Below are 24,217 nucleotides of genomic sequence, written 5' to 3' on the forward strand. Positions count from 1 at the left end.
GATTAGAGCTCAGGGCTAGGCAGGCGTCAGACCCACATTGTTCTTTTCAAGCACCTGCTCTGCGCGATAGCTCGAACGCACCAGCACGCCGGAAACCACCTCCAGAAATCCCATCTCGAGTCCCCACTCACGGTAGGTCTCAAACTCCTCTGGCGTGACATAGCGCTCGATGGGATAATGATGAGCCGTCGGCTGGAGATACTGACCAAAGGTCACGATATCAACCTTGGCTCGGCGGAGGTCTTCCAGGGCTTCTCGAATTTCCTCGTCCGTTTCCCCCAGGCCCAGCATCAGGGAGGTTTTGGTGAGCACGTCGGGGCGGTGCTTTTTGGCATGCGCCAATACCTCCAGCGTCTGCTCGTAACCCGCTCTAGGATCCCGCACGGGATGCGTGAGGCGACGCACGGTTTCCACGTTTTGCGCGAACACCTCGACCCCACTATCAACAACGGTCTCAACGTCCGCGAGGCTGCCAAGGAAGTCCGGGGTAAGGGCCTCCACCGCTGTAGCGGCGTTCACTTCCTTGACCCGTCGCACGCAAGCGGCATAGTGCCCTGCCCCTCCGTCGGGGAGGTCATCGCGATTTACCGACGTGAGCACGACATACTTGAGTCCCATGAGTTGAACGGAGCGCGCGGTGTTATCCGGCTCTTCGCTGTCCAGCCAGCCCCTGGGATTACCGGTGTTAACGGCGCAGAAGCGACAGGCGCGGGTACACACATCGCCCATAAGCATGATGGTGGCCGTGCCGGCACTCCAGCACTCGCTCATATTCGGGCACTTGGCCTCTTCACACACCGTGGCCAGACGATGCTCATGAACAATACTCTTAACCTGCTCGTAGGTTTCGCCACCGTGGATTCGGGCGCGCAGCCATTTTGGCTTGGGCAACCTGGGCCCGCCGCCGGCGCTGGCCTTGATGCCGTCCTTAATCACCGACATTCCACGGTCATTGACGTATTTCTCGCCGCTGGAAACATCTACCACCGGAATTCTTGAACTGCCGCTCATGATTTCCCTGTCACTTAGAATAAGCGGCGATTATAACGCGATAGCGTCTGCGGCACCGCCGCCCGGGTTTCTTCCCAGGCGCCCAGACGGCTTCCATCAATCGTCGCAGAGGAGTCGCATCTTGACCGCTGCCAGTTCCGCAGCCTCGATCGTTGCCGCGTTGACCACAGCGTCCTTTGCGGCGGCACACTCGCTGGCCTCTTCGGCACTCTCCTCGGCCAGGGCCTCAACAACGCTCGCGTTAGCGGCCTCACAGAACCCGTCACTGACGCGACGCAGATTCGCGGTTTCTCCCGCTCGCTCCACGGCGACACAGTCGCCGATGCGGATCTCACGCTGATCCGTCACCACTTGCATCTCGCCTGCGGCACCGGTCAACGCAACGTTGTAAACCATGCCACGGGTGTCACCCTGCGCTGCGCCGGACAGGGCGCTCCCCGCTGCGGCGCCGATCAACGCGTTGCGGGTTTTCTTACTGGACTTCTTGCCCCGGGCGGATGCGAGACCCAGGGCACCGCCGACTACCGCGCCTCGGGGTACGGCCCCCGAATTCAGATCAAGCTGCTGACCGCCGGTCACCACCCCGTATTGCACCGAAACAGACTGCCCCGCACGCTGCGCATGGACGAGGGGTACGGCCACACAAAGACTTAGAATCAGTGTTACAAAAAACCTGCAAGTCATTATAAATACTCAATTTTTATTTAAAATTCCCACTCAAGATAAAGCATGTTGGCGTTCGAGCCGCCGTCCACGTTTTTGTAGTAGTTGGAACTCGCAAAGATGCCTGAGCGGTGGTGCACATAAAAGCCCGCAAACAGATTTCTCATGCTGTCCACGCGCAGCAGGTCCCCCACGGACACATCGAGACTAAACTCCAGATAATGTAGCAGATGGCTCTCACGGCGGTTTTTACGGGCCGCTTTTTCCTGCTCCAGGGCGGGCACGCGCCCTGTGTAGGAAACACCATTAGAGAACCCCACACGAGTCTCCACGGAATCGGACCAGGGGAATTGCCTAAAAAGCGCCTTAAAGGCAAAAACCCCCTCCCAAAAATCATCCTGAAGATTGTTTTCAAAGCGACGCCCCAGACCGAGCTGCAACCAGCCCTCGATGGGAAGCGTCACCATGCGTTCCGTCAGCTGTCGGCTGACAAAAACACTGGCGAGCTCCGTATCCAGATCGCTACAGCCGATATCCCCCTGCAGGATCTCTACAAACTTGACCTCCGTGGAGCAGCCGTAGGCCGCACGCACTGCGCTGCGTCGCGCATTGTTCGTGACAAAATTGAAGTCTTCATCCCCCAACGGCAGCTTCTCGCCACCGAACTCGTAGCGGTAGCCAAACTGCAGACTGCTGCCCCTATCCCGGGCGACGATGGGGCTGGCGCCGATGTCTCCGCCATAGCCTCGATACGCCAGGTTTAGGTTAAATTGATGATGTCGACCGACGGCATAGCGGCCCGCGACGCCCACGCCCCAGATGCTCCCATCCTCCAGGGTATAGGCGGGGCGAGTGTCCGTGACCTCATCTTCCCGGACGCCGTAGTAATAATCCGCTTTACCCGCCGCCAGTGTGTTGTACTCCGCCCAGGGCTCGAGCTGCCATCGATTACCGCGAAAAACCTTTGCCCAACGTGCGCGGACTTCACCGCCATGGTGAACACCGTGAGCATCCTGACGGAGCTGCAGAGAAAAGCGTCCGAAGTCTGTCTTGCGCGTGAGTTCCAGACCGGCCTCCACGGTGTTCTTGCGCACCATGCCTTTGAGGGCGTCATCATTAGGGCGTACGGCACCGGTCTCATAAAAAAAAGAATGGTCGTTGTAACCCTGGATGTAGTAACTGGCGAAAAGATCAAGCTGCCAGGCGGAAGTGTCCACCGCATGCCAGCCAAAATCGGTGCTGTCCAAAAAGAGATGCTTGCCGCTATAGGTAAACAAGGGAACCAGATCCGTACCGCTCGCCTCCTCGCCCGCGTAGATCACGTCCTCGAGAATGTATGCAAAGCCAAAGGACCATTCTTGGCTGCGATCCTCCGGGTCCAGACTGCGAAGATCGCCCAGGCCCCATGCTATGCCGGGATATGCGGGGAGTAGCAAGGCAAGGCAAACGCAGGCGGCGCATTGTAAGGCCTGGCGAAGCTTTCGCGGTTTTTGCGGCTGCCGCCAGCGCCAAGGACAGCATGGCTGCCGTGCCCCAACGACTGCAGTGTTTTTCAAAAACATGACTCTAGAACTGATCGCCTGATCGTGAAACTCACGGTAATTAACACAAACTCATGAACAAACTAACCGCAATCAATGGCGCAGTTGCTCTCCCCTACCCTCGCGTCACGGTCACCGTTTAAAGACGCGCGGGCGATTATAGAGTGAAAGCTGCGCATTTAGCGGTATCCTTGAGGCACAATTTTTCAGGAGCCTCCGTGTGAGCTACCGACTGTTTTTTGCCTTCCGTGTTTTGTTTGTTTGCCTCCTCGCTTTTTTCACCGCAGCCTGCTCCACAAACTCCACCATTACCCGCTCCTACGCCGACCCCCTCCTGAAGAAGCTCGATCTCAATGGCGTGCTTGTGCTTGGTGTCGCGCAAAACCGCGAGAACCAGATCGTTTTTGAGAATATGTTCGTCAAAGCTCTCGCCACCCATGGCGTGAATGCGGTGGCGGCCCACAGTCTGTTGCCTGACAGGGAGCTCACGGCCGATGACGTCATCGACGCTGCCAAGGCCCATGCCCTGGATACCGTACTGGTCACGCGGTATATCGGCGCAAGCACCGACGAGGTGTATCACCCGGGCACCATCTATTACGGCGTGACGCCGATGTATGGCGCGGGTTACTACGGCGGATTCCCGGGCTACTACGGACACGCCTACGAGGTGGCCTATCAGCAACCGGTCTGGACCTCCAACACCACCCACGAGGTCATCGCCGACCTCTATATTGCTGACACCCATGAACATATGTGGCAGGCGGTATCCGACACCATCAAAGCCGGCTCCACGGACAGGCTGCGCCACGACATCATTGCCTCCCTGATTGGAGACCTGAAAGATCAGGGTTTACTCAAATAGCGCAATAAAAAAAGCCCGGGTGTTTCAGCACCCGGGCTCTTTTCTCACCAATGCAGCTTAGTTTTGAATCGATAGATCCATCAAACGCTGCAGGCTACCCATGGCTTTTTGTCTTTCGAGGGTGCCGTAACCGATGTTACTGGCGCTGAGTGACCCGCCCGCTTGAAAGGGGAAGTCCTGAATGGTCGCAAAGAAACGCTGAACAAAGCCCTGGGCCGGAACCATGAGCCACATATTATCAGCGTACCAGCGGACGTACATGCCGGACTCGGTGTACGCACTTTCAAAGGGATCTGCGCGGAGATTGGTGATCACGGGCCAGGCCGGTGTCTCCCGGTAAGCTTCATTGATGGGGCCGCGCTCAATGGCAAAAGCGACTTTCCAATCATCAACACGGATGGCGTTGAGCATACCGCTGGCGGCAAAATACATGATTTCACGGCGGGGGCCTTTGTCCGTCTCACCTTCAAAGTACGGCTTGAAGTTGTAGCCATCGAGGTGAACGCGGAACTGCTTGCCATTGGCGCGCATACCCTCTTCAGAGGCGAGCTTTTCCTTGACGTCAGGCACACCGGCGGCAGCCAGGAGCGTCGGCATCCAGTCTTCCTGGCTCATAATGTCGTTGTAGATAGTGCCCGGCTTGATGGTGCCCGGCCACTTGACCATTTGAGGCACACGCATGCCACCCTCCCAGGTGGTGCCTTTTTCGCCGCGGTAGGGTGACGCACCGCCATCGGGCCAGGTGAACTTCTCGGCGCCGTTGTCCGTCGAGAAGATAACAATCGTGTTGTCGTCTACCCCCAGGGTCTCCAATTCTTCGAGGAAGCTGCCGACCATGTCATCGAGCTCCGCCATACCATCGGCATAAAGGCTGATACCTGTCTTGCCACGGTATTTTTCCTGCAGGTGCGTCCAGACATGCATGCGGGTGAAGTTCATCCACACAAAAAACGGCTTATCCTCATTCACCGCCGCCGCCATAAACTTCTTCGCAGCCCCGCCGAACTCCTGATCGACGGTTTCCATACGCTTGCGCGTGAGGGGACCCGTATCTTCAATCTTGCCGTCTGCATAGGCATGGAGCACACCGCGAGGGCCGAATTTCTCATGGAATGCCGGATCTTTGGGGTAGTAGTAGGTCTCGGGCTCCTCCTCGGCGTTGAGGTGGTAAAGATTGCCGAAAAACTCATCAAAACCATGGTTGGTGGGCAGGTGCCTGTCCTGGTCACCGAGGTGGTTCTTTCCGAATTGACCCGTCTTGTAACCCTGGTCCTTCAGAAGGTCGGCGATGGTGGGCGCCCAGTCGGGGATGCCCTGATCGCTACCTGGCATGCCGATGGTCAGCAGGCCTGTACGGAAAGGCTGCTGCCCCAGGATAAAGGAGGCTCGACCCGCGGTGCAGGACTGCTGCGCATACATATCAGTGAACAGCGCGCCTTCGTTGGCGATGGAGTCGATATTCGGAGTTTGATACCCCATGCCCCCGCGATTGTAGGCGCTGGTATTCCAAACCCCCACATCATCGCCCCACAACACCAGAATATTGGGCTTGTCAGCGGCAAACGACGCCACACTGAACACCCAGGTCACCGCGGCCAGCGTTGCCATGGCGAGAATTTTGAGCTTGAACATAGTCGTGATCTCTACTTGATTGACGGAATTGGGCCTTGATTAACGACGCGACCCTGGGAGTCCTGCGCCGCGGTGACAGCGTTCCTGCGATCACCACACGAGTATATCGGCGCCCACCGCGATGGCAATGTCATGGAGCACGGATAGTTTTTCCAGCCCCGCAGACAAAAGTGCTGCGCTGCCTAGCGACACCGGCCCCAAGGCCTCTTAAGCCCTCCTTCAGTCGATCGTCAGTCAGCGATAAGTGATCGTCCGATAATCAGCTTCATCACCTCACTGGTGCCCCCATAGATACGCTGTACCCGGGAGTCCGCGAAAGCGCGGGCAACAGGGTACTCCCACATATAGCCGTATCCTCCGTGGAGCTGGACGCATTCATCGACGATGCGACACTGCAGCTCCGATCCCAGGAGCTTGGCTTTTGAGGCAGTTACCGTATCCAACTGTCCCGCTACCAGAAGTTCCAGACAACGATCCATAAACACCTGAGCGCTGGTGAGTTCCGTGTCCAGCTCCGCGAGCTTGAATTGCGTGTTCTGGAGGGCGGCGATGGGCTTACCGAAGGCTTGCCGTTCTTTGACGTAGTCAATGGTCTGGCGGAGGCAAACCTCGGAAGCGGCCATAGCCATAATGCCGATGGAGAGTCGCTCCTGGGGCAACTCCTGCATGAGGTATACAAAGCCCTTGCCCTCTTCGCCGAGAAGATTTTCCCTCGGCACACGGACATCGCTGAAAAAGAGTTCCGAGGTGTCCTGGGCTTTCATACCGACCTTCTCAAGATTACGGCCCTTCTCAAAGCCCGCGCGATCCGCCTCCACCAGTATCAGGCTGGTACCCGCCGCGCCTGCCTCAGGGTCGGTTTTACAGACCACAACGACCAGATCTGCGTGCTGTCCGTTGGTAATAAAGGTTTTGGAGCCGTTGATGACGTACTCGTCGCCGTCGGCGACGGCGTGAGTGCGGATACCCTGAAGGTCCGAGCCCGTGCCCGGCTCCGTCATGGCGATGGCCGTTACCATGTCGCCCCGCACACAGGCGGCGATGTATTTTTCTTTTTGCGCATCGCTCCCGTAGCGCATGAGATAGGGAACAACGATATCGCTGTGCACGCCCCACCCGAGGCCTGTGCACCCCGACCGAGACACCTCCTCATCGATGATGGCGTTGTAGCGAAAATCCGCTCCTGCACCGCCATAGACTTCCGGCGCCTGGGGAACCAGGTAGCCCTGAGCGCCCGCTTTGCGCCACAGCTCCCGATCAACCTGCCCGTCCTTCTCCCACTGCCCGTGAAAGGGCACCACCTCCGTTTCCAGAAAGCGTCGAACGTTACTGCGAAACAGTTCGTGCTCTTCATCAAATACTGTTCTAGGGATCATCTGGCTACTCCGAAAAAAACCGACCACCTGTCGTGACGACGAGGCCTCAACAAGCTTTGGCGGACGATGTTACCGCCGAGCCTGGCCCATAAGCATTGACCCGAACGCTCAGCATCGCTGACCGTAGGTGACAGAAGGGACCTAAACCCCCATTGATCCAATGGTCTTTTGGGGTTGTAATCTCTAGGTAGACAGAATGCGGGCACTCTGATTTTCAAAGCAGATTTCCAGAGCGGAATACCAGAGCGCTGCCAGAATGCGATAAAAAAAATAATGTGAGAATTGAGGGGGCAGCGTGCACCAAGACTCAAACAAATGGGGCCGCCTGGCATCGGCGTCAGACGAAGGCGAGCAGCGGAAACTTGCTCTTGAAGACCCGGGTCAGTACCACGGCTCCATCGCCTCCCGGGAGCTCCATTGGTACGACAACGGTGACTGGCTGAGCCGCACTGACAACGGCGATTGGCAGGGCCTGGGTGTCAACCGCGGTGGGCCTGCAGACAACGCCCGTCCCCGGGAGTGGTTTCCCTGGACCCGGGCCTTCGACGACAGCCGCGCACCCTTCTATCGCTGGTACGCCGGAGCCCTCACAAACGCCTGTTTCAACGAGGTCGATCGGCATGTACTCGCGGGTCGCGGCGACGCCACTGCGATTGTGTTCGAGGGTGACCGTTGGGATCCGTCACGCAATGATGGTAAGGGCGGCCCGGTACAGGAAATCACCGTCTCGTTTCGCCAACTCCTGGCAGAGACCGTCCTGCGCGCTGAGGTGCTGTCTTCCCTGGGCCTGAAGCGCGGTGACCGCATTGCCTTCAACCTGCCCAACATCCTGGAGCAAATCTTCTACACCCAGGCGGCAAAACGTCTGGGCATTATCTACACCCCCGTGTTTGGCGGTTTCTCCGCAAAAACCCTGTCGGATCGTATCTATGACGCCGGCGCCACTGTCGTTATCACCGCTGATGGCGGCTACCGTAATGCGGAGGTAGTTTCCTATAAGGAGGCCTACACCGATCAGGCGCTGGATAACTTCATCCCCCTCCCGTCGGCGCTCGCCTGTCTGAATCGCGTCATTGCCGACTTTGATCTCGGAGATGCCAGGACTCGCATAGTAGACGCCGTCGAGAAGGGTCTGCGCGGCGAAATCACCATCGAGCGCAGCGACCTCATGCGTGAACTCGGTGCGGCCCTGGCCACCGAGGCCGACCTGGCCGCTGAACGCTCCGCGGAGCTGCGAACCACGGTAGCCCGGGAGCTCGCCGGCGTCGAACACACGGTGAAGCAGGTGGTGGTGGTGCGCTACACCGGACAGGATATTGTCCGTCAGAGCCGGGACCGCTGGTCCCACGAACTCGTCAGCGAGGCCACGGATCGGGTGCTGGCAAAAGCGGCAGAAGAAGGGTTTATTGCCGCAAACATCGAGGAATTGCTCAAACTCGGAGACCGGGATCTCCATAAAGCTCTCTGCGCCTCCCACGCCCCCGTACCCGTCGATGCCGACTGGCCACTGTTTATCATCTACACCTCGGGCTCCACCGGCAAACCCAAAGGCGTGGTCCACACCCACGGCGGCTGGCTCGCCGGCATTGCTCACACCATGCGCATGGTCTTTAACGCCGAGGGTGACGATCGCATCTATGTCGTGGGCGACCCCGGTTGGATTACCGGTCAGGCCTATCTCATCGCCGCGCCCCTGTGCCTGGGTATCGGCACAATCATCGCCGAGGGTTCTCCGCTTTTCCCCCATGCGGGACGCTTCTCGTCGATTATCGAGAGGCATAAAGCAAGTATCTTCAAAGCGGGATCTACCTTTCTCAAAGCGGTGATGACCGATCCGGCAAGTGTTGAAGACATGTCGACCTACGACATGAGCGGGGTCAAGGTTGCCACCTTCTGTGCCGAGCCGGTCTCTCCCGCCGTGCAGCAATTCGGCATGGACCGCATCTGCGATCACTACATTAATTCCTACTGGGCAACGGAGCACGGCGGCATGGTGTTCTCCTGCCCCTGGGGTGGCTTCAATGACCTGCAGGCAGACGCCAAAACCTGGCCCCTCCCGTGGATACAGGCGGAGGTGCGCATCGCTGAAGACGTCGCTGCCGATGGCTCTGCATCCAACTGGCGACCTGCGGAGCCCGGCGAGAAAGGCGAATTGGTCATTACCCAGCCCTACCCCTACCTGGCGCGCACCATCTGGGGCGACGCCGATGCCCTGGGCACCGACGAGTGGCAGGGTGATATCAAGCGTTTCGCTGAGGTTTACTTCAACCGCTGGTCCGACGGCCTGGCCTACACCCAGGGCGATTATGCCCGCAGCCACGAGGATGGTGCCTTCACCCTTCACGGTCGCTCGGATGACGTGATCAATGTCTCAGGACACCGTATCGGCACGGAAGAAATTGAGGGCGCTGTCCTGCGCGACAAGACCCTGCGTACAGACTCCCCCGTGGGCAACGTGGTTGTCGTTGGCGCGCCCCACGATGAAAAGGGGGAGACCCCCGTGGCCTTCCTTATAGCCGCCCCCGGCTCCCGTCTCGGTGATGATGACTTCAGCCGACTCCAGGGTCTGGTGCGCAGCGAAAAAGGTGCGACGGCGGTGCCCTCAGATTTTCTGGTCATCCCCGCCTTCCCGGAAACCCGCTCTGGCAAATACATGCGACGAACCCTGCGGGCGATTCTCCTGGATGAGCCCCTGGGTGATCTCTCTACCCTGCGCAATCCCGAAGTTGTCCCGGAAATTCAGCACATCGTCAGCAACTGGAAATCCTTTGGTCAGCTCAGCCAGGCCCGGGAAATCGTGCAGAGCTATCGCTTCTTACGCCTGGAAACCCATGAGATTGCGCCCCGGCGTTTTGTAGCGCTACTGATGATCGATTCTCCGCCGGTGAACTCCCTGAACGAGCGCTCCCTGGACGAGCTCAATACCGTTTTACAACATATCGCCCAGCAGGATCGCATCGAGGCCCTGGTGGTAACGGGCGCGCGCAACGCCTTCGTCGCCGGTGCCGACGTCAAGGAACTGCTTGAAATCGGCGAAGCCGGTGACCGCGAGTCGGCCCAAACCCCGCCCAACGCAGCGCACACGGCGTTCTCCGTTCTGGAGAACATGGGTAAACCGGTGATCGCTGCGGTGAACGGGCCGGCCCTCGGGGGCGGTTGCGAGCTGGCCCTGGCCTGCGGCTTTATCGTCGCCGATCCCCAGGCCAGATTCGGCCAACCGGAAATCAATCTCAATCTGCTGCCGGGCTACGGCGGCACCCAGCGCCTGGTGCGCCGGCTCCATCAGCTTCATGGTCGCGCGGGACTTATCGATGCTATCCGTCTCATTGCCTCGGGCCGCAACATCGATGCCCGGGAAGCCCTGGCATCGGGTCTGGTGGATCATATCGTCGAGGCGCCGGGCGTCAGCGCCGTGGAGTCTGCCATGGCGATGCTCAGGCAACACTTCAACGGCGAGGGGCCTGTCGGAGCCACCCTGGAACGGCAGCGACACTACCTTGAAACCCGGGAATACAGCCTCCCGGTGGATCAGGCACTGTTGGACGACAAGGGACTGGCAAGCACCTTCGCCCAGCTTCGCGCCGGAGGACGAGGACACTGTCTGGATCGCATTATCGACGCCGTGAGCTTTGGTGCCAGCAAAGGCCAATCCGCCGGTCTCAAACACGAGGCCGAGCTGTTCGCCGAGGCGGTCTGTGATCCTGCATCGGGCCCCGTAGGCATCAGCGCGTTCCTGGAGCGGCGCAGCGCCCCCCTCCCCGTCAAGTACACCGACGTAACCCCTGATGCCCCGATGGAACAGCGCGCGGCGTTGGAAGCCGCGGGAGAGCTCATCGCCCTGGACGCGCCCTTTTTTGCCGGTGTCACACAGTTGCCCCGCTATCAGTACGGTATGGGAGTAGCCAAACGGGCAGACACGGGCGCACCGGATCACGGCGATCCCAAAGACGCGGAAAAGCTCCTGGTGTTTCCCACACCCACGCCCGGGCCCAACGAGGCCTTGGTCTACGTCCTCGCCTCGGAAATGAACTTCAATGACATCTGGGCCATTACCGGCATTCCCGTGTCACCCTTTGATGCCCGGGATGCCGATGTGCAGGTGACCGGTTCCGGTGGCGTGGCCATGGTCGCCCAGCTCGGCGCGGAACTCCTGCGCGAAGGGCGACTCTCCGTGGGTCAACTGGTAACTATCTATTCAGGACAGAGCGAACTCCTGTCCCCGGATCAGGGACTCGATCCTATGGCGGCGGATTTCCGCATCCAGGGTTATGAGCAGAACGATGGCAGTCATGCGCAGTTTCTGGTGGTACAGGGTCCCCAGCTCCATCCCAAGCTACCCTCCATGACCATCGAAGAAGCGGGCTCCTACGGACTGACCCTGGGCACGATTCATCGGGCATTATTCACGACGCTGGACATCAAGCCGGGACGCCGGCTCTTTGTTGAGGGCGCATCCACGGGTACGGGCCTTGACTGTCTCCGCACGGCAAAACAGACGGGGTTATCCGTCGTCGGCATGGTCTCCTCAGAAGAACGCGGCGAGCGCGTGAGGGCCTTTGGCGGCGCCCCCATCAACCGCAAGGACGAACGCTGGAGCGATATCTTTACGCCGGTGCCCGAGGACCCCGCTGCCTGGGAGCCCTGGGAACGCGCCGGCGATGCTTTTGTGGCGGAGGCCCGGAAGCAGGCCGAAGGCAATATTGACTACGTGGTCTCCCACGCCGGCGAAAACGCCTTTTCCCGCTCCTTCCAATTGCTGGGCGACGACGGTGTACTCACATTCTATGGTGCATCATCGGGTTATCGCTTTTCGTTCATGGGCAAAAGCGGAAGCTCGAGCCCTGCGGTCATGTTTGATCGCGCTGGCCTGCGCAGCGGCGGCACCCTCCTTGTGGTTTACGGACCCGGTGCCGATGACGGCGTTGTCGACCCCGTGGCCATTGAGGCCATCGAGGTGGGATGCAGTCTGGGAGCCCAGGTGGCGGTGCTGGCAGACAATGCCGCCCAGCGGGAGTTTGTTACCTCCCTGGGCTTTGGCACCCGCCTCACCGGCGTGGTGAGCATCGATGCCATCGCTCGCAAGCTCGGTGATGACTTTGTGCCGCCAGGGCCCTTTCCCGAACTGCCCGATGCCTTTAAGGAATCCGAGGCTTTCAAGGAGGCGGTTCGCAGATTCTCGGACGTCACCCTAAAGCCCATCGGTTCTGCCATAGCGCCGCTGTTGCGCAATACTCTCGACAAGCGAGGACTTCCCGACGTGGTATTCGAACGCGCCGGGAGAGACGGATTGGGACTGGCAACCTCGCTGGTAAAACCCAATGTTGGCAAAGTCGTTTACGCCGAAGACCTCAGGGGTCAGCGGCTCAGTTTTTATGCGCCGCAGGTCTGGATGCGCCAGCGCCGCATACTCATGCCCAGTGCAGAGATCCGAGGCACCCACCTCAACACCGCACGGGAATTCGCAGAAATGCAGGAGCGTATCGCCGGAGGCATGATCGATGTGATGCCACCGGTCAACGTAGACCTGACCGAGATCGCAGAGGCCCATCAGGCCATGTGGGAAAACCGTCATGCCGGCGCCAACTACGTCGCCACCCATGGCCTTCCCCGCTCGGGGCTCAAAACGCGGGATGAACTGTATCGCGCCTGGGCCATCCGCGAAGCCGAACAGCGCGGGGAAACCCTCGCTCATATTGATACGGGATCTGCAGGAGCACTTCGATGAGCGTGGAGGAAAAAAACCAGCGGCCGCCCCTCACTCAGGCGCGACCGCCGTCGACGGAAAGGATCTGACCGGAGATCCAGGAGGCGCGCTCGGAGCAGAGAAACAGCACAGCGTCGGCGATATCGTCGGCGCTCCCCAGGCGGCGCATGTGAATGCCACCCAGGATCTCTTGCTGCCGCGCTTTCCCAAAGGCTTCCCACTGTCTGACCGTAGAGGGGTTGGAAAGCACAAAACCCGGAGCCACGGAATTCACGGCAATACCGTCGGGACCCAGCTCCAGAGCCAGCTGTTTTGTGAGCCCCACCAAGGCGTGCTTGGCAGCGGCATAGGACTGAATCCCCGTCAGGCTCGGCCGGAGGCCCGCGCCCGAAGATATCGTGACAATGCGACCGCTGCCGGCAGCCTTCATTGCAGGTGCAAAAGCCTGGGCACACCACATGGCGGCATCCACGTTGGCATTAAAAATACGGTGCCACTCGGCGGCACTCACGTTTTCGAGATTTTTAGCCGTCTGACCCCGCACACCGCCGGCGGCGGTCACCAGACCATAAACAGCGCCCTGGGCGTCGAGCACCCGCTTGCAGAGTTCGTGGGCCTCCTCCGCGCGAGACAGGTCTCCTGGGTAAGTCGTCACGCCCTGCAAGGCGGCAAGATCCTGAAGACCTTCGGCGTCAATATCGAGCGCGGCTACCGCAGCGCCCTCCGCTGCCAGACTTTTTACAATCGCAGATCCGATGCCCTGGGCGGCGCCCGTGACAACAAACAGCTTGTCCTTAAGGCCTAATTGCATTGCGTCAGCATCTCATCAAGGAGCTTCATGGACTGATCCCGCTGGCCATTCTCAATATCATGAATCAATTCACAGAGGCGGGCGATAGCCGGCGTTGGGATGCCGTGTTTCTGTCCCATGGCCACCATGATGCCCATCTGCGCATCCACCTCCGTCTTGCGTTTACGCACGGCCAGGTCGCGATAAATTCCCGAATGGGTTTTAGCCGTCTGACGGTTATGTCTGACCATGGCAGCGAGGGATTCATGAATCCCCGCCCCGTCACCCGTCGCAAAAGCCAGGGGATCAAAGCCATTAAAGCCGATGGGCTCAACGCCCTCCGCCGCCGCGAGTCGCATCACCTCTGTGCCCAGGGTGGCGTAGACCTTGTGGTGTGCCGCCGAGTCCATGGCATCGGCCATGGACGCCGTTGTCAGCGCGGTGACAAACAGCAGCGCGCCGTAGCCGAGCTTGCCCCAGAGATAACCCCAGATGTTATCCGTCATGACGGCGTCTGGCTCGACAAGACGGAAAAGCGTGTGCATCTCCGCAAGACGCTCACTCCTTATACCGTCCAGTTCCCCCAGGGCCACCGCCGCGCGATTGCCATACAGTATGCGTCCGGGGCCCAGCCAATCGGCACCAAAGTTCACAAAACATCCTAGGGTACGCTCCTGACCGATAGCTGCGGCAATAAACTTTTCGTTAAGCCCGTTCTGAGCCGATACCACAAAGCCGTCATCCCGCAGATGGGGAAGCAATTGATTCAGGGCAGACTCCGTGTGATGGGCCTTTACCGCGAGAACAACGCGCCGGAACTTGCCCTTCAGGCTGGCGGGGGTGTCCGCCGGCAGGCACTGGCGGAATGCTTCCACGGGCCCCTCAATGCGCAGACCCTCGCTGCGCATGGATCCCACATGGTCTTCCACCACATCCACCATGTGCACCGCCTGCCCCGCCCGCGCAAAATAGGCGCCGAGAATGCCACCGATAGCGCCGGCGCCCCAGATAAGAATGGGATCTGACGCGGGGGTCTTCACTCCCATTCGCCTTCAAGCAGGGACCGGGTTTCCGCCACGGCGACAGCCCAGATCGCTTCCATAACCGTATCGGCCTTCTGGTACTCACCACCGTAATTGCCATCGCCGATGAGCGTTCGCACCTCGCCGGGACTGGCTTCTCGAAGGCGCTCAAAGTCTACAAAAGGCTTTTGCTCCGCCGGCATGGAGCGGCCAGCAAGCCGGGTCCAGGCAAAGTTCTCCATCCAGGAAGCGTGGGAGGCAACGGGATCCTCGGCCTTTACCGCCGCCCAGGTCTTCGGGGCGCGCCACCAGTCATGAAACCGCAGGGCCGTGCCCGGATTGTCCTTCACCCAGTCTGCGCAGGCTGCTTGTACCGGGCTGTTGCCGCCATGCCCGTTAACAATCAGTACCCGCCGAAAACCATGGGTATACAGACTGTCCAAAACATCGCGAACAAGGGCTTCGTAGGTCTGCATAGTTAATGAAACGGTTCCCGGGAATCCCATAAAGTAGGGAGTGACGCCGTAGGGCACCGCAGGAAACACCGGTACGTGAAGGGGCTCCGCCGCATCTGTCGCCATTTTTTCTGACAGGATGGAGTCCACGGACAGGCTGAGATAGGCATGCTGCTCGGTACTCCCCAGGGGCAGCACGCAGCGGTCGTCGTGCTTTAGGTAGTCTTCAACCTCAAACCAGTTGCAATTACTTATCTTCAATGACGCCTCCTGAGACTGTCAGATTTCAATGCGCGAAATGCTTGCCGGGCACCGCGCTCCCTACCCTGCGCCCCCGCCTATCGACGGTGCGGCGTCATTATGATCAACTGCTCGGCATTAATCATTGCTGCGACAGCTTGGAGCAGAGTTCATGAGATTTAAAGGCGTAGCAAGGCTCTTCGGTATTCTTTTGTGTATCAGTGCGGCGAGCGCTCAGAGCCAGAGCGTGGCGGCGGACTTCCAGGTCGTTCAGACGCAGGAACTCACGTGGATGCCCGTTCCCGATGGTCTGGGCGCGGAGTTCGCCGTGGTCCGCGGTAATCCTGCCGAAGCGGGCACCTATGTCATCCGCGTTCGATTTCCCGCCGGGGTGATGGACACGCCCCATTTTCATTCCCGGGACCGGCACGTTACCGTCATTGAAGGGAGTTGGTTTGCCGGCGTGGGCACCACCTTTGATCCCGAAGCGGCACAGGAAATCACCGCCGGCGGATACATGTTCCACCCCGCCGGTGCTGCCCACTGGGACGGCGCCCGGGGCGACCGGGACGCCGTGGTGCAGATTATCGGTAATGGCCCTGTGAGCACGGAGCAGTCCAATGCCGGCGAAACCATGTGGGTACGAGTCCACGACTGAACGGCAGCGGGAAATGTCGCTTTGGAGATGGATATCCACGGTGCTCCTTCGCAGTTCCGGCATTGAAAACCCAAAAGCAGAAATAAAGCCTGAGGGAACCACGGCGGAAAAGGGCTGTTTCCATGGCCGCTCCTTTGTCCTGGACGGCACCAACATCGCTTTACTCCATGGCCCGAAGTATCCCGAGCTGCGCTACGTCCTGGCCATCGCTGTGCACCTTCGGGAGAACGGAGCAGCCCTCAGCTGTTTTTTTGACGCCAACACGCTCTACCTATTTCGCGATCATCGCAGGGAGCAGGAGGCCTGTTTTGAACGACTGATCAGCGAGCAACCCTGGGCTGCATGCTTTCGCGTAGTGCCCGGAGGCACACAGGCGGATCCCTGGATTCTGGAGCAGGCTAAAAAAGACGGTGCGGATGTTATATCCAACGATCGCTTTAAAGATCGGGCCAAGGCCCACCGCTGGATATGGAAGCGGCGCCACGGGCTCGAGGTCGATCGCGGCGCCCTGCAGATACCGAGCCTTCACCTGAGTCTCGAGCCCCTGGCGAGGCCCGAGGATTATCTTCGCGCCGGTTTTTGACCCGCAAAAACAAACCGCACGAAGCAATGGAGGATTGCCTCTTCAGCTCCCAGTCCCTGAATCAGGGTTTCAGTTGCGGATAATCCACACCCAGTTGTTCGAGGTAAGTCGTGTATTTGCTGGGATCGTAGTAGAGCGGCTTCAAGCGCTCCTTGAACTCCCTCATGATCGCCGCATTTTTTTCGATGGCGGGCTTATCATCCTCACTGATAAAGGGCACGTACTCGATGTCCTTGAGTTGCTCCTCCTCAAAATACGTCCAGGCTTCCTCCAGTAGCTCCGGCTCCGTCAGCAGATCCATCATGGTGGCGGCAAGCACCTTTGCGCCAGCGGCGGCCCCCTTATGGGCTATGGGTGTTGCCATTGCCATTGCGGAGGACCAGTTGTGACCGATGGTGCCGGGAATATTGGACGGAAACCGCAGGGTGACCGTGGGCACATTCCAGGAAACATCGCCGATATCGTCCGACCCGCCACTGATAGGCCTTTCGGGAGGTGCCTGAAGCTCGCTCAGTTTCGTCGCAAGGCCTTCCTCTTTAAGATTCTCGGCCTCCATGAGTTCCTGCACCGCGCGGGCAAAAGTCTGATCGTCTTCGGACCACTCGGGAAGGCCGACCGCCTGAATGTTGTGGTACATGCGCTCGGCGATGACCTTGTTAAAGTGGCGCGGCCACGCTGAACCAATGATACGCCGTTCCACGGTGGTGCCGGTCATCATCGCCGCGCCTTCAGCGATCTGCTGAAGCGACTCGAAATTCTCAAGAATATGTTCGGCGGTAATCTCCCGGATGAAATACCAGACACTCGCTTTTGACGGCACCACGTTGGGCTGGTCACCTCCATCGACTACCACGTAATGGGAGCGCTGGAGGGGTCTGAGATGCTCACGCTTGTAGTTCCAGCCCACGTTCATAAGCTCCACGGCATCAAGAGCACTCTTGCCACGCCAGGGATCACCCGCGCCGTGAGCGGCCACGCCGTTGAACTGATACTGCACGGACACCAGACCCGTTCCCCGGTCACCGCCCCAGGAGGTCTGGAGGTTGCGACCTACGTGGGTAAAGAGCACCGCATCGACATCCTCAAAACGTCCGTCCCGGGCGTAGTAGGACTTGGCGCCCACTAGCTCTTCGGCAATCCCGGGCCAGATCACCAGAGTGCCGGGAAGCCCCTCCCGCTCCATGATCTCCTTAACCGCCAGGGCCGCGGCGACGGTAACGCCGTGTCCCGAGTTGTGGCCCTCACCGTGGCCCGGCGCACCTTCCACCATGGGCTGCCGATAAGCCACACCCGGCATCTGCGACGCCTTGGGAATACCATCCACGTCCGAGCCCAGGGCGATCACGGGCTCGCCGCTGCCCCAACTCGCCCACCACCCCGAGGGCATACCGGAGACACCCTGCTCAACGGAAAAACCCTCCTTCTCCAGGAGCGCTGTCATATAAGCCTGGGTTTCAAACTCCTGAAAACCCAGTTCGGAAAAAGAAAACAGACTGTCTATGATCTCCTGAATAAGCTTTTCACGATCCTCTACTCCCTTGACTGCCTCCGCCTGCAAACCGGACAACACAGGTTTGGCATCACCCTGCTCCTCGGCAGCGTTCAGGGCCCATGGAGCAATAGCCAGGGCCAGTGTTGCGGTCGCCCTGAGGACGGATCGGTGAAGTTTAGCCATGGAGTTTTCCTCGTTTTGACTCGTTGGTTTTATGCCCGATGATGCCGCCGGGCCTGTTAAGCATGCCATGTCAGGAAGTTCAGCGCTTGAGCCCGTCTTTTTCCAGCTTCCAGCACAGGGAATCTATGCGGTCCTGCCCGAAGAACGGCTCATCCTTGTAAACAAAAAGCGGCACGCCGCGATGCCCCGCTGCCGCCTGCGCTTCCTGATTGCTTTCGACAATGGCCTTGTGGGTCTCGCCAGAGTCCACGGCAGCTTCCATAGCCGCTAAATCCAGACCCGCCCGTTTCGCCGCATCGGCGAGATGATCGCCCTGATTCCAATCCGGGGTCCCGCTCCAGATGAGACGCGACACTTCCCGGGCAAAGGGCACACCGGTTTCTCGCTTTTCGGCCTCCACACCCAGATAGGTGAGACGGAAGATATGCGGTTGCTCATCGGCTATTGTGAAGGTGCTCATATCCTGAACTATAGGATCAGGACTGGGGAACCCCGCAGGCAAGCCCAGCATTTCTGCCCGTCGCAACCAATCAATGAGAATGTATCGGACACGGTCGTGATTGGACTTATCAAAAAAATTCGGTTCACGGATAGCCAGGGGCAGTACCGGTCTTAAATGCAGCTCCACATCGAAGTCCCGGAGAGCATCCTCCGCAAGCTGCGCTGCGAGGTAACTGTAGGGACTGCGAAACGAAAAATACAAATCGATGGTTTCACTCACTATTGACTCTCCCCTCTCTTATTACGATGAAAGTGTGATTTCAAGGGTCGCCCCAAACTCTGAGTCCGGAGCAGCATCAGACTTGTGAAGTATGAGCTCCCGTTGGCTTTTACTTCATCGGCTCTGCCTTAGGCCGTATAGTAGACCACAACGACGCCGGCGTTGGTCGCCTGATGGGCCATCAATATTTTACGGGACGTAGAACTCACCTTAGAGGAATAGCGGGATACTTCATGAAATCATCATCGATGCTTCAATTGCCGACCCTGGTCGGCTCCCTGTTAATCACCGCCCTGGGCACAGGTGCCAGCGCCCTGAACGCCGCAGATGCCGATGCCACCATCCTGCCGGAGTACACAGCAGAGATGGAAGCCCTGACTGCCGATGCGCGGGTACAAACAGCCCTGGACTACGTGCTGACCCTTGAAGCCCGGTCCAGGCAGGAGTTGATCGAACTTACGGAAATCCCCGCGCCACCGTTTAAAGAGGACGTTCGGGCCGCTCATTTTGCGACGATGCTCAAAGATCGCGGTCTTGAGGATGTCACCATCGACGGCGCGGGCAACGTGATTGGGCGCCGCCCGGGGAAATCGGGTGACAAGGTGGTCGCCTATGCCGCACACCTGGACACGGTGTTTCCCGAAGAGACCGACGTCACGGTGAAATTTGAAGGTAACAAGATGATCGCGCCGGGTATCGGTGATAACACCCGGGGTCTGGTCACGCTTCTGGAAGTTATTTCGGCCCTTGACGAAGCGGATATCGAAACCGAGGCGGACGTTTTGTTCATCGGCAACGTGGGAGAGGAAGGCCTCGGGGATCTCCGCGGCGTGAAATACCTGTTTCGCGATGGCGCGGAAAAAATCGATACCTTCATTGCCGTCGATGGCGGTAACGCCGAGCGCATCGTTTACGGTGGTGTCGGCTCTCACCGTTATCGGGTGACTTTCAAAGGACCCGGCGGCCACTCCTGGGGCGCTTTTGGCCTCGCGAACCCCCAACATGCCCTGGGCCGCGCTATCGCCCTCTTTGATGAAAACGCCCCCTCGGTAACCACCGTGGGCGAGAAAACCAGCTACAACGTCGGCCGCATCGGTGGTGGCACTTCCATCAACTCCATCCCTTTTGAGGCGTGGATGGAAATTGATATGCGCTCAGGGAGCCAGGACAAGCTCGACGACATCGATGCGGTGCTCCAGGCGGCGATTCAAACCGCGTTAAAGGAAGAGAATGAGGGGCGCCTCGATGGCCCCGCACTGACGGTAGACGTCGACCGCGTAGGCACCCGTCCTGCGGCCAAAGGCGATGCAACGGCCGCGTTGGTGCAGCGTGCCATGGCGGCGACCACCGCTCTTGGCGTAACGCCATCTCTGCAGATCTCCTCGACGGACTCGAATCTGCCGATTTCCAAGGGTATTCCCGCGGTCACCATGAGTCGCGGCGGAAAATCGGGTAAAGCTCACTCCCTGGCTGAGTACTGGGAGCCCGTCGACGTTCACCTCGGCCCCCAGATCGGCATACTGACCATCCTTGCGGAAGCGGGATTGGCAGACTAGAGCGCTGAACACGGGATTTGAAGGGACTGCCCCGGCCTCGGCCCCCGACGGCCCCCTCACGGAAAACGCGATACGCCATATCGTTGCCCGGGAGCGGGTCCGCGCCGAGGCTCTGTTTACAGACTGGGAGCATCCTTTTCGGGAGCTCTCCTTCAACCGTGCCCGCCGCTCCTACGGGCAGGCTCATCGCGACGGGCGCATGGTGTTATCCAAAAGCTTCCTAGGGACCACTGCCCTGGCAGATTTGGAAGACACTATCCGCCACGAGCTTGCCCATCTTATTGCCGGCATTCGTTTCAAACACGGCCCGCGCTGGCGGCATGTTGCGAGCACCCTCGGGGCGATACCCCGGGCGTCGGGACGCTCGGAGGATGCGGAACTTCACGAGAAAATGTCCCATGCACGCTTCACCCTCATCGCTATCATGCAAAACGGCGAGGAGCGTACGGTGCGCAAAGTCCATCGACGCTCCCGCCGCTACGCGGAGTACAGACTCGGCCGTCGAGGGCAGCGATATCACATCAAGGGCGACTTCGTGGAGCGCTTTGTCTATATCGACGAGCAAGAACGATAAGCCCGCCCCCAGCGGCTGGCACCTAGCCCGGCTTGTCGTCATACCGCCCGCGCTTCTATACTCCCGTCCCCTCTTTCCGATGGCTATTCCTTTGAAAAAGATACCTCGCCCAGCATTCGCGCAGCCAGCGGTATTACCGATTCGGAGGATAGCCTCGCTGTCCCTGACCTTTGTTCTGGCGCTGACCATGGCTCTGACCAGCACCGCCGCGGAAGCGGCATCGCCCTACGATCTGCCGATACGGGAGCATCGCTTTGAAAACGGTCTGCGCCTGTTGGTTCTGGAGCGTCCCGGGGATAAGCGGGTAGAAGCGAAGATTTTTACGGACATGGGTGCCATCCATGAAACGCCCGGGCTCCTGGGGGCGGCGCATTTTCAGGAGCACATCATGTTCAAGGGAACGCCCTCTCTGGGTACCACGAACTGGTCTGCGGAGGCTCCCATAAGAGAACGCATGAAAGCTGTGGAAGCCGACTACATCGAAGAGAAGAACCGGGCCCGAAACCTCATTCGTCAGCGTGGAGCCATGGATGACTACCGGCACGGCGAGGCCACGGCCCGCATGGAAGCATTGCAGGCAGAGCTCGCTGCACTGGAAGAGGAAGCCTCGCAATACCGGGAAAACGGCGCCCTGAACAAGTGGTATCAGGCCTATGGCGGGACCAATCTCACCGCCACCACGGAACAGGAGTACATGAAGTTCGACATCAATCTTCCCGTGGAGCGCATCGATCTGTTCTTCAGAATCGAAGCAGACCGCATGGCGAACACCGTGTTTCGGGAGTTTGATCAGGAACGCATGATTCTCGTGGAGCAGCGTCTCGGAGACCTCAACAAACCCTCCACGCCCTATTACGAGCAAATGAATGCCGTGGCAGGGCTGATCCATCCGGTGTTTTGGCCCGAGGGCTATATGAGCGATTTTTACGAATACACGCGAACGACGCAACGCGCGCTCTATGAGGAGTATTTCGTCGTCAACAACAGCACCATCGTCCTCATCGGCGGCGTCAGTCTCGAAGCTATGATCCCCCGAGTGGAGCATTACTTTGGCTGGATGGAGCCCGCCCCCGAGCCCACGCGAACCCCTGCCATCGAGCCGCGACCCGGTGCCGAGCGGCGACTGATCTATCGAAATAATGAGATCAGTCCCCGCGTCGAATTTCGCTATCTCATCCCTGCCGTAGGGCACCCGGACCGCCCAATGTTCGATGTTCTGGGCGAAGTCACCAGCGCCCGTCTGGAGAGTGCCGTCGAGGACGCGGAGCTGGCCGCGACGGTAAACGTCAATACCCGGGTGGTGCATACCCAGCGCTTTGGCGTTCCCGCCACGATGAACTTCGAATTGATCCTGAGCGATGCCGGGGACCTGGCCGCGGCGGAGGCCGTGCTTGAAGAAACTCTGGCGACCCTCGGCGAAGGCGTCAGTAAAGACGAGCTTCAAACTGCCAAGGCAGCCTTGCGCACCCAATGGTTCCGCACCATGCGCGATGCCAGCGCCCTGGCCTTTGAGATAGGCCACTTTCAGACCATGGACAGCTGGAAAACACTGCCGAAGTACCTTGCGGCGCGGGACACTGTGGAGACCGGGGATATAGAGCGCCTGGCGGGCACTTATCTCGTCGTCGACAATCGCAGCGTGGGCATTGCCCGTCCGCGCCAGACTGTGGCAACGGCGGAGATGCAGCCATGAAGATGTTCAGAAGCACTGTCGGCTCCCTTACGGCAGCCATCGCAATTTTTGGAATGGTTGTCGGCCCGGTTACGGCCCAGGACACCACGCACCCCCAGCGCATGGCCCTGCCCGCCGTAAAAGCTGAGCGACCCGCTCCGGAATCAATGCAAGTGATGCTGGACAACGGGTTAGTTGCCTATGTGGCCGAGGATCATCGCGCCCCGCTTACGACGCTCACGGCGTATATCGGTGTCGGCAGCGGCCATGGCGCCCCCGGCGAGGCCCCAGCCCTGGCCGCCGCCCTGCGCCGGGGTCCCGCCTCTATGGCACGGGATGAGTTTCAAAGCCTCCTCGGCACAATGAACGCAGAGTTTCGTGTGAGGCAACACCACGAGCTCACCGAAGTCTTCTTGGATGTGCCCGCCGCCAAAACCGCTGACGCCCTTACACTGTTAGCCGCCGTGCTCAGCGCTCCGGCATTTGAAGGCGCTGAATCCCTTGCCATTCAAAGCACCACCAGCCCCAGCATCGACTACAACTATTCCCTGGTGAATGCGGTAGCGATGTTCGAAAAACGGCTTTTCGCCAACCATCCCTTTGGACGAAAGGCGACCGCCGAACAAGGTACCGCTGCCGCAGGCACCGGAGCACGAAGCCTCCATAAGCGCTATGTCGTGGCAAAAAACACCACTCTGGCGGTGGCAGGCGACTTCAAGCGGAATAGCGTCGTGAAGGCGACCCGCAAGGCCTTTGGCTCCCTGGCTGACAACGCGCCCCCTGCTCCAACGACGTTTCCACCCCTCTCTCCCCCGCAAGAGCGGGAGTTGTTGCTATCGGATGCGGACCGCATTCAGGGTTGGGTGGTTATCGGTCATGAGCTACCCCGGGTTCCCGTGGAGGACCAGGCGGCACTGGATGTTATGGATTACATCCTCGGCGCCTATCATCTCGATTCCCGCCTCTATCGAAGTTCCCGGGAAACCCGCGGCCTGACCAATGACAACAGCGCCTTCCTTGAGCCCGGCATCAGAGGTCCCGGTGCCTACTCCTTCCGCACCTATGGTCGGCCGGAGGCGGTGCGCCTGCTTGTGGACGTCACCTTCCGGGAACTAACGCGTATCCGCGAATCTCTCGCTACGGACGACGAACTCTTTGTGGCCAAAGGTGCCTTGGTGGATGGGATTTACGCCACGCGCTACGCCACAGGTGTCGATACCACCCAGGCCTACGCCAAGGAGTGGCTCAGCCGGGGAGATCACGAAACCTCCGCCAGTTATCCTGATCGCGTGGCCGCCGTCACTGCGGAGTCCGTGCGCGCTGCGGCGCAACGCTACATTCACCCGGAGCGCATGATTGTGGCCGTTTTAGGCCCCCTGGATAAGATAGAGGGCGCCCCCGCCATCGAATCGGAGCCGCAATTGCAGGCATGGTCTGGGACATCACCCTAGGCCGCACCGGAGCTCCCAAATTTCAGAA

The 24,217-nt window shown here is 59.5% G+C and carries 18 protein-coding genes; 8 read left to right on the plus strand and 10 right to left on the minus strand.

Going from position 1 to position 24,217, the window contains the following annotated elements:
• Positions 1-15: 15 nt before the first annotated feature.
• The 3 genes from lipA to KT71_RS11135 all read right to left on the minus strand — a co-directional run bounded on the left by lipA (position 16) and on the right by KT71_RS11135 (position 3,110).
• The gene (gene lipA, locus KT71_RS11125) at positions 16-1,011 is read right to left on the minus strand and encodes a lipoyl synthase (protein WP_008295304.1); all 996 of its coding nucleotides are present in this window, start codon (positions 1,009-1,011) and stop codon (positions 16-18) included.
• A 96-nt stretch (positions 1,012-1,107) separates the two neighbouring features.
• Entirely contained in the window at positions 1,108-1,695 is a 588-nt protein-coding gene (locus tag KT71_RS11130; protein WP_023659629.1) for a hypothetical protein, read from the minus strand.
• A 20-nt stretch (positions 1,696-1,715) separates the two neighbouring features.
• Positions 1,716-3,110: a MipA/OmpV family protein gene (locus KT71_RS11135; RefSeq protein WP_008295302.1), complete on the minus strand. Its 1,395-nt coding sequence runs from the start codon at positions 3,108-3,110 to the stop codon at positions 1,716-1,718.
• A 325-nt stretch (positions 3,111-3,435) separates the two neighbouring features.
• Here KT71_RS11135 and KT71_RS11140 point away from each other — a divergent pair, with 325 nt between their 5' ends.
• Entirely contained in the window at positions 3,436-4,080 is a 645-nt protein-coding gene (locus KT71_RS11140) for a hypothetical protein (protein WP_008295301.1), read from the plus strand.
• A 57-nt stretch (positions 4,081-4,137) separates the two neighbouring features.
• Here the strand turns inward: KT71_RS11140 and KT71_RS11145 are convergent, their stop codons facing one another.
• Positions 4,138-5,712, minus strand: a complete 1,575-nt coding sequence (locus tag KT71_RS11145; RefSeq protein ID WP_008295299.1) for an arylsulfatase — start codon at positions 5,710-5,712, stop codon at positions 4,138-4,140.
• Between the two features lie 230 nt (positions 5,713-5,942).
• On the minus strand, positions 5,943-7,088 hold the full coding sequence (locus tag KT71_RS11150) for an acyl-CoA dehydrogenase family protein (protein WP_008295298.1): 1,146 nt from the start codon (positions 7,086-7,088) through the stop codon (positions 5,943-5,945).
• Positions 7,089-7,383: 295 nt separating this feature from the next.
• Between KT71_RS11150 and KT71_RS11155 the strand changes: the two genes are divergently transcribed.
• Complete coding sequence (locus KT71_RS11155; RefSeq protein WP_008295297.1) at positions 7,384-12,813, plus strand: AMP-binding protein; 5,430 nt, start codon at positions 7,384-7,386, stop codon at positions 12,811-12,813.
• 34 nt (positions 12,814-12,847) lie between these two features.
• On the opposite strand, the gene KT71_RS11160 is transcribed toward KT71_RS11155, so the two are convergent.
• From KT71_RS11160 to KT71_RS11170, 3 genes are read right to left on the minus strand one after another with little or no spacing between them, the layout of a single operon-like run.
• Entirely contained in the window at positions 12,848-13,603 is a 756-nt protein-coding gene (locus KT71_RS11160) for an SDR family NAD(P)-dependent oxidoreductase (protein WP_008295296.1), read from the minus strand.
• On the minus strand, positions 13,594-14,628 hold the full coding sequence (locus KT71_RS11165) for a ketopantoate reductase family protein (protein ID WP_008295295.1): 1,035 nt from the start codon (positions 14,626-14,628) through the stop codon (positions 13,594-13,596). The genes KT71_RS11160 and KT71_RS11165 overlap by 10 nt, the downstream gene beginning before the upstream one ends.
• Positions 14,619-15,320, minus strand: a complete 702-nt coding sequence (locus KT71_RS11170) for a creatininase family protein (RefSeq protein WP_008295294.1) — start codon at positions 15,318-15,320, stop codon at positions 14,619-14,621. Before KT71_RS11170 ends, KT71_RS11165 begins: the two co-directional genes overlap by 10 nt.
• A gap of 151 nt (positions 15,321-15,471) precedes the next feature.
• Between KT71_RS11170 and KT71_RS11175 the strand changes: the two genes are divergently transcribed.
• Both KT71_RS11175 and KT71_RS11180 read left to right on the plus strand, forming a co-directional pair.
• Entirely contained in the window at positions 15,472-15,957 is a 486-nt protein-coding gene (locus KT71_RS11175) for a cupin domain-containing protein (RefSeq protein ID WP_023659632.1), read from the plus strand.
• Positions 15,958-15,970: 13 nt separating this feature from the next.
• Complete coding sequence (locus KT71_RS11180) at positions 15,971-16,540, plus strand: NYN domain-containing protein (RefSeq protein ID WP_152025218.1); 570 nt, start codon at positions 15,971-15,973, stop codon at positions 16,538-16,540.
• 61 nt (positions 16,541-16,601) lie between these two features.
• Here the strand turns inward: KT71_RS11180 and KT71_RS11185 are convergent, their stop codons facing one another.
• Positions 16,602-18,215 carry an amidohydrolase gene (locus tag KT71_RS11185; protein WP_008295291.1) on the minus strand — a complete coding sequence of 538 codons (1,614 nt, stop codon included), beginning with the start codon at positions 18,213-18,215 and terminating at the stop codon, positions 16,602-16,604.
• Between the two features lie 79 nt (positions 18,216-18,294).
• Positions 18,295-18,936, minus strand: coding sequence for a 2-hydroxychromene-2-carboxylate isomerase (locus KT71_RS11190; protein ID WP_008295290.1), 642 nt, complete (start codon positions 18,934-18,936; stop codon positions 18,295-18,297).
• Between the two features lie 233 nt (positions 18,937-19,169).
• On the opposite strand from KT71_RS11190, the gene KT71_RS11195 reads away from it, so the two are divergent.
• The 4 genes from KT71_RS11195 (at position 19,170) to KT71_RS11210 (ending at position 24,189) form a co-directional block, all read left to right on the plus strand.
• A complete protein-coding gene (locus KT71_RS11195) occupies positions 19,170-20,492 on the plus strand; it encodes a M20/M25/M40 family metallo-hydrolase (protein ID WP_008295289.1) in 1,323 nt (440 codons plus the stop codon).
• On the plus strand, positions 20,467-21,066 hold the full coding sequence (locus KT71_RS11200) for a SprT-like domain-containing protein (RefSeq protein ID WP_008295288.1): 600 nt from the start codon (positions 20,467-20,469) through the stop codon (positions 21,064-21,066). The genes KT71_RS11195 and KT71_RS11200 overlap by 26 nt, the downstream gene beginning before the upstream one ends.
• A 187-nt stretch (positions 21,067-21,253) precedes the next feature.
• Positions 21,254-22,759, plus strand: a complete 1,506-nt coding sequence (locus KT71_RS11205; RefSeq protein WP_008295287.1) for a M16 family metallopeptidase — start codon at positions 21,254-21,256, stop codon at positions 22,757-22,759.
• Positions 22,756-24,189: a M16 family metallopeptidase gene (locus tag KT71_RS11210; protein WP_008295286.1), complete on the plus strand. Its 1,434-nt coding sequence runs from the start codon at positions 22,756-22,758 to the stop codon at positions 24,187-24,189. The genes KT71_RS11205 and KT71_RS11210 overlap by 4 nt, the downstream gene beginning before the upstream one ends.
• Positions 24,190-24,217: the final 28 nt, after the last annotated feature.

The sequence above is a fragment of the Congregibacter litoralis KT71 genome, assembly GCF_000153125.2.
In the GTDB taxonomy this organism is placed as follows: domain Bacteria; phylum Pseudomonadota; class Gammaproteobacteria; order Pseudomonadales; family Halieaceae; genus Congregibacter; species Congregibacter litoralis.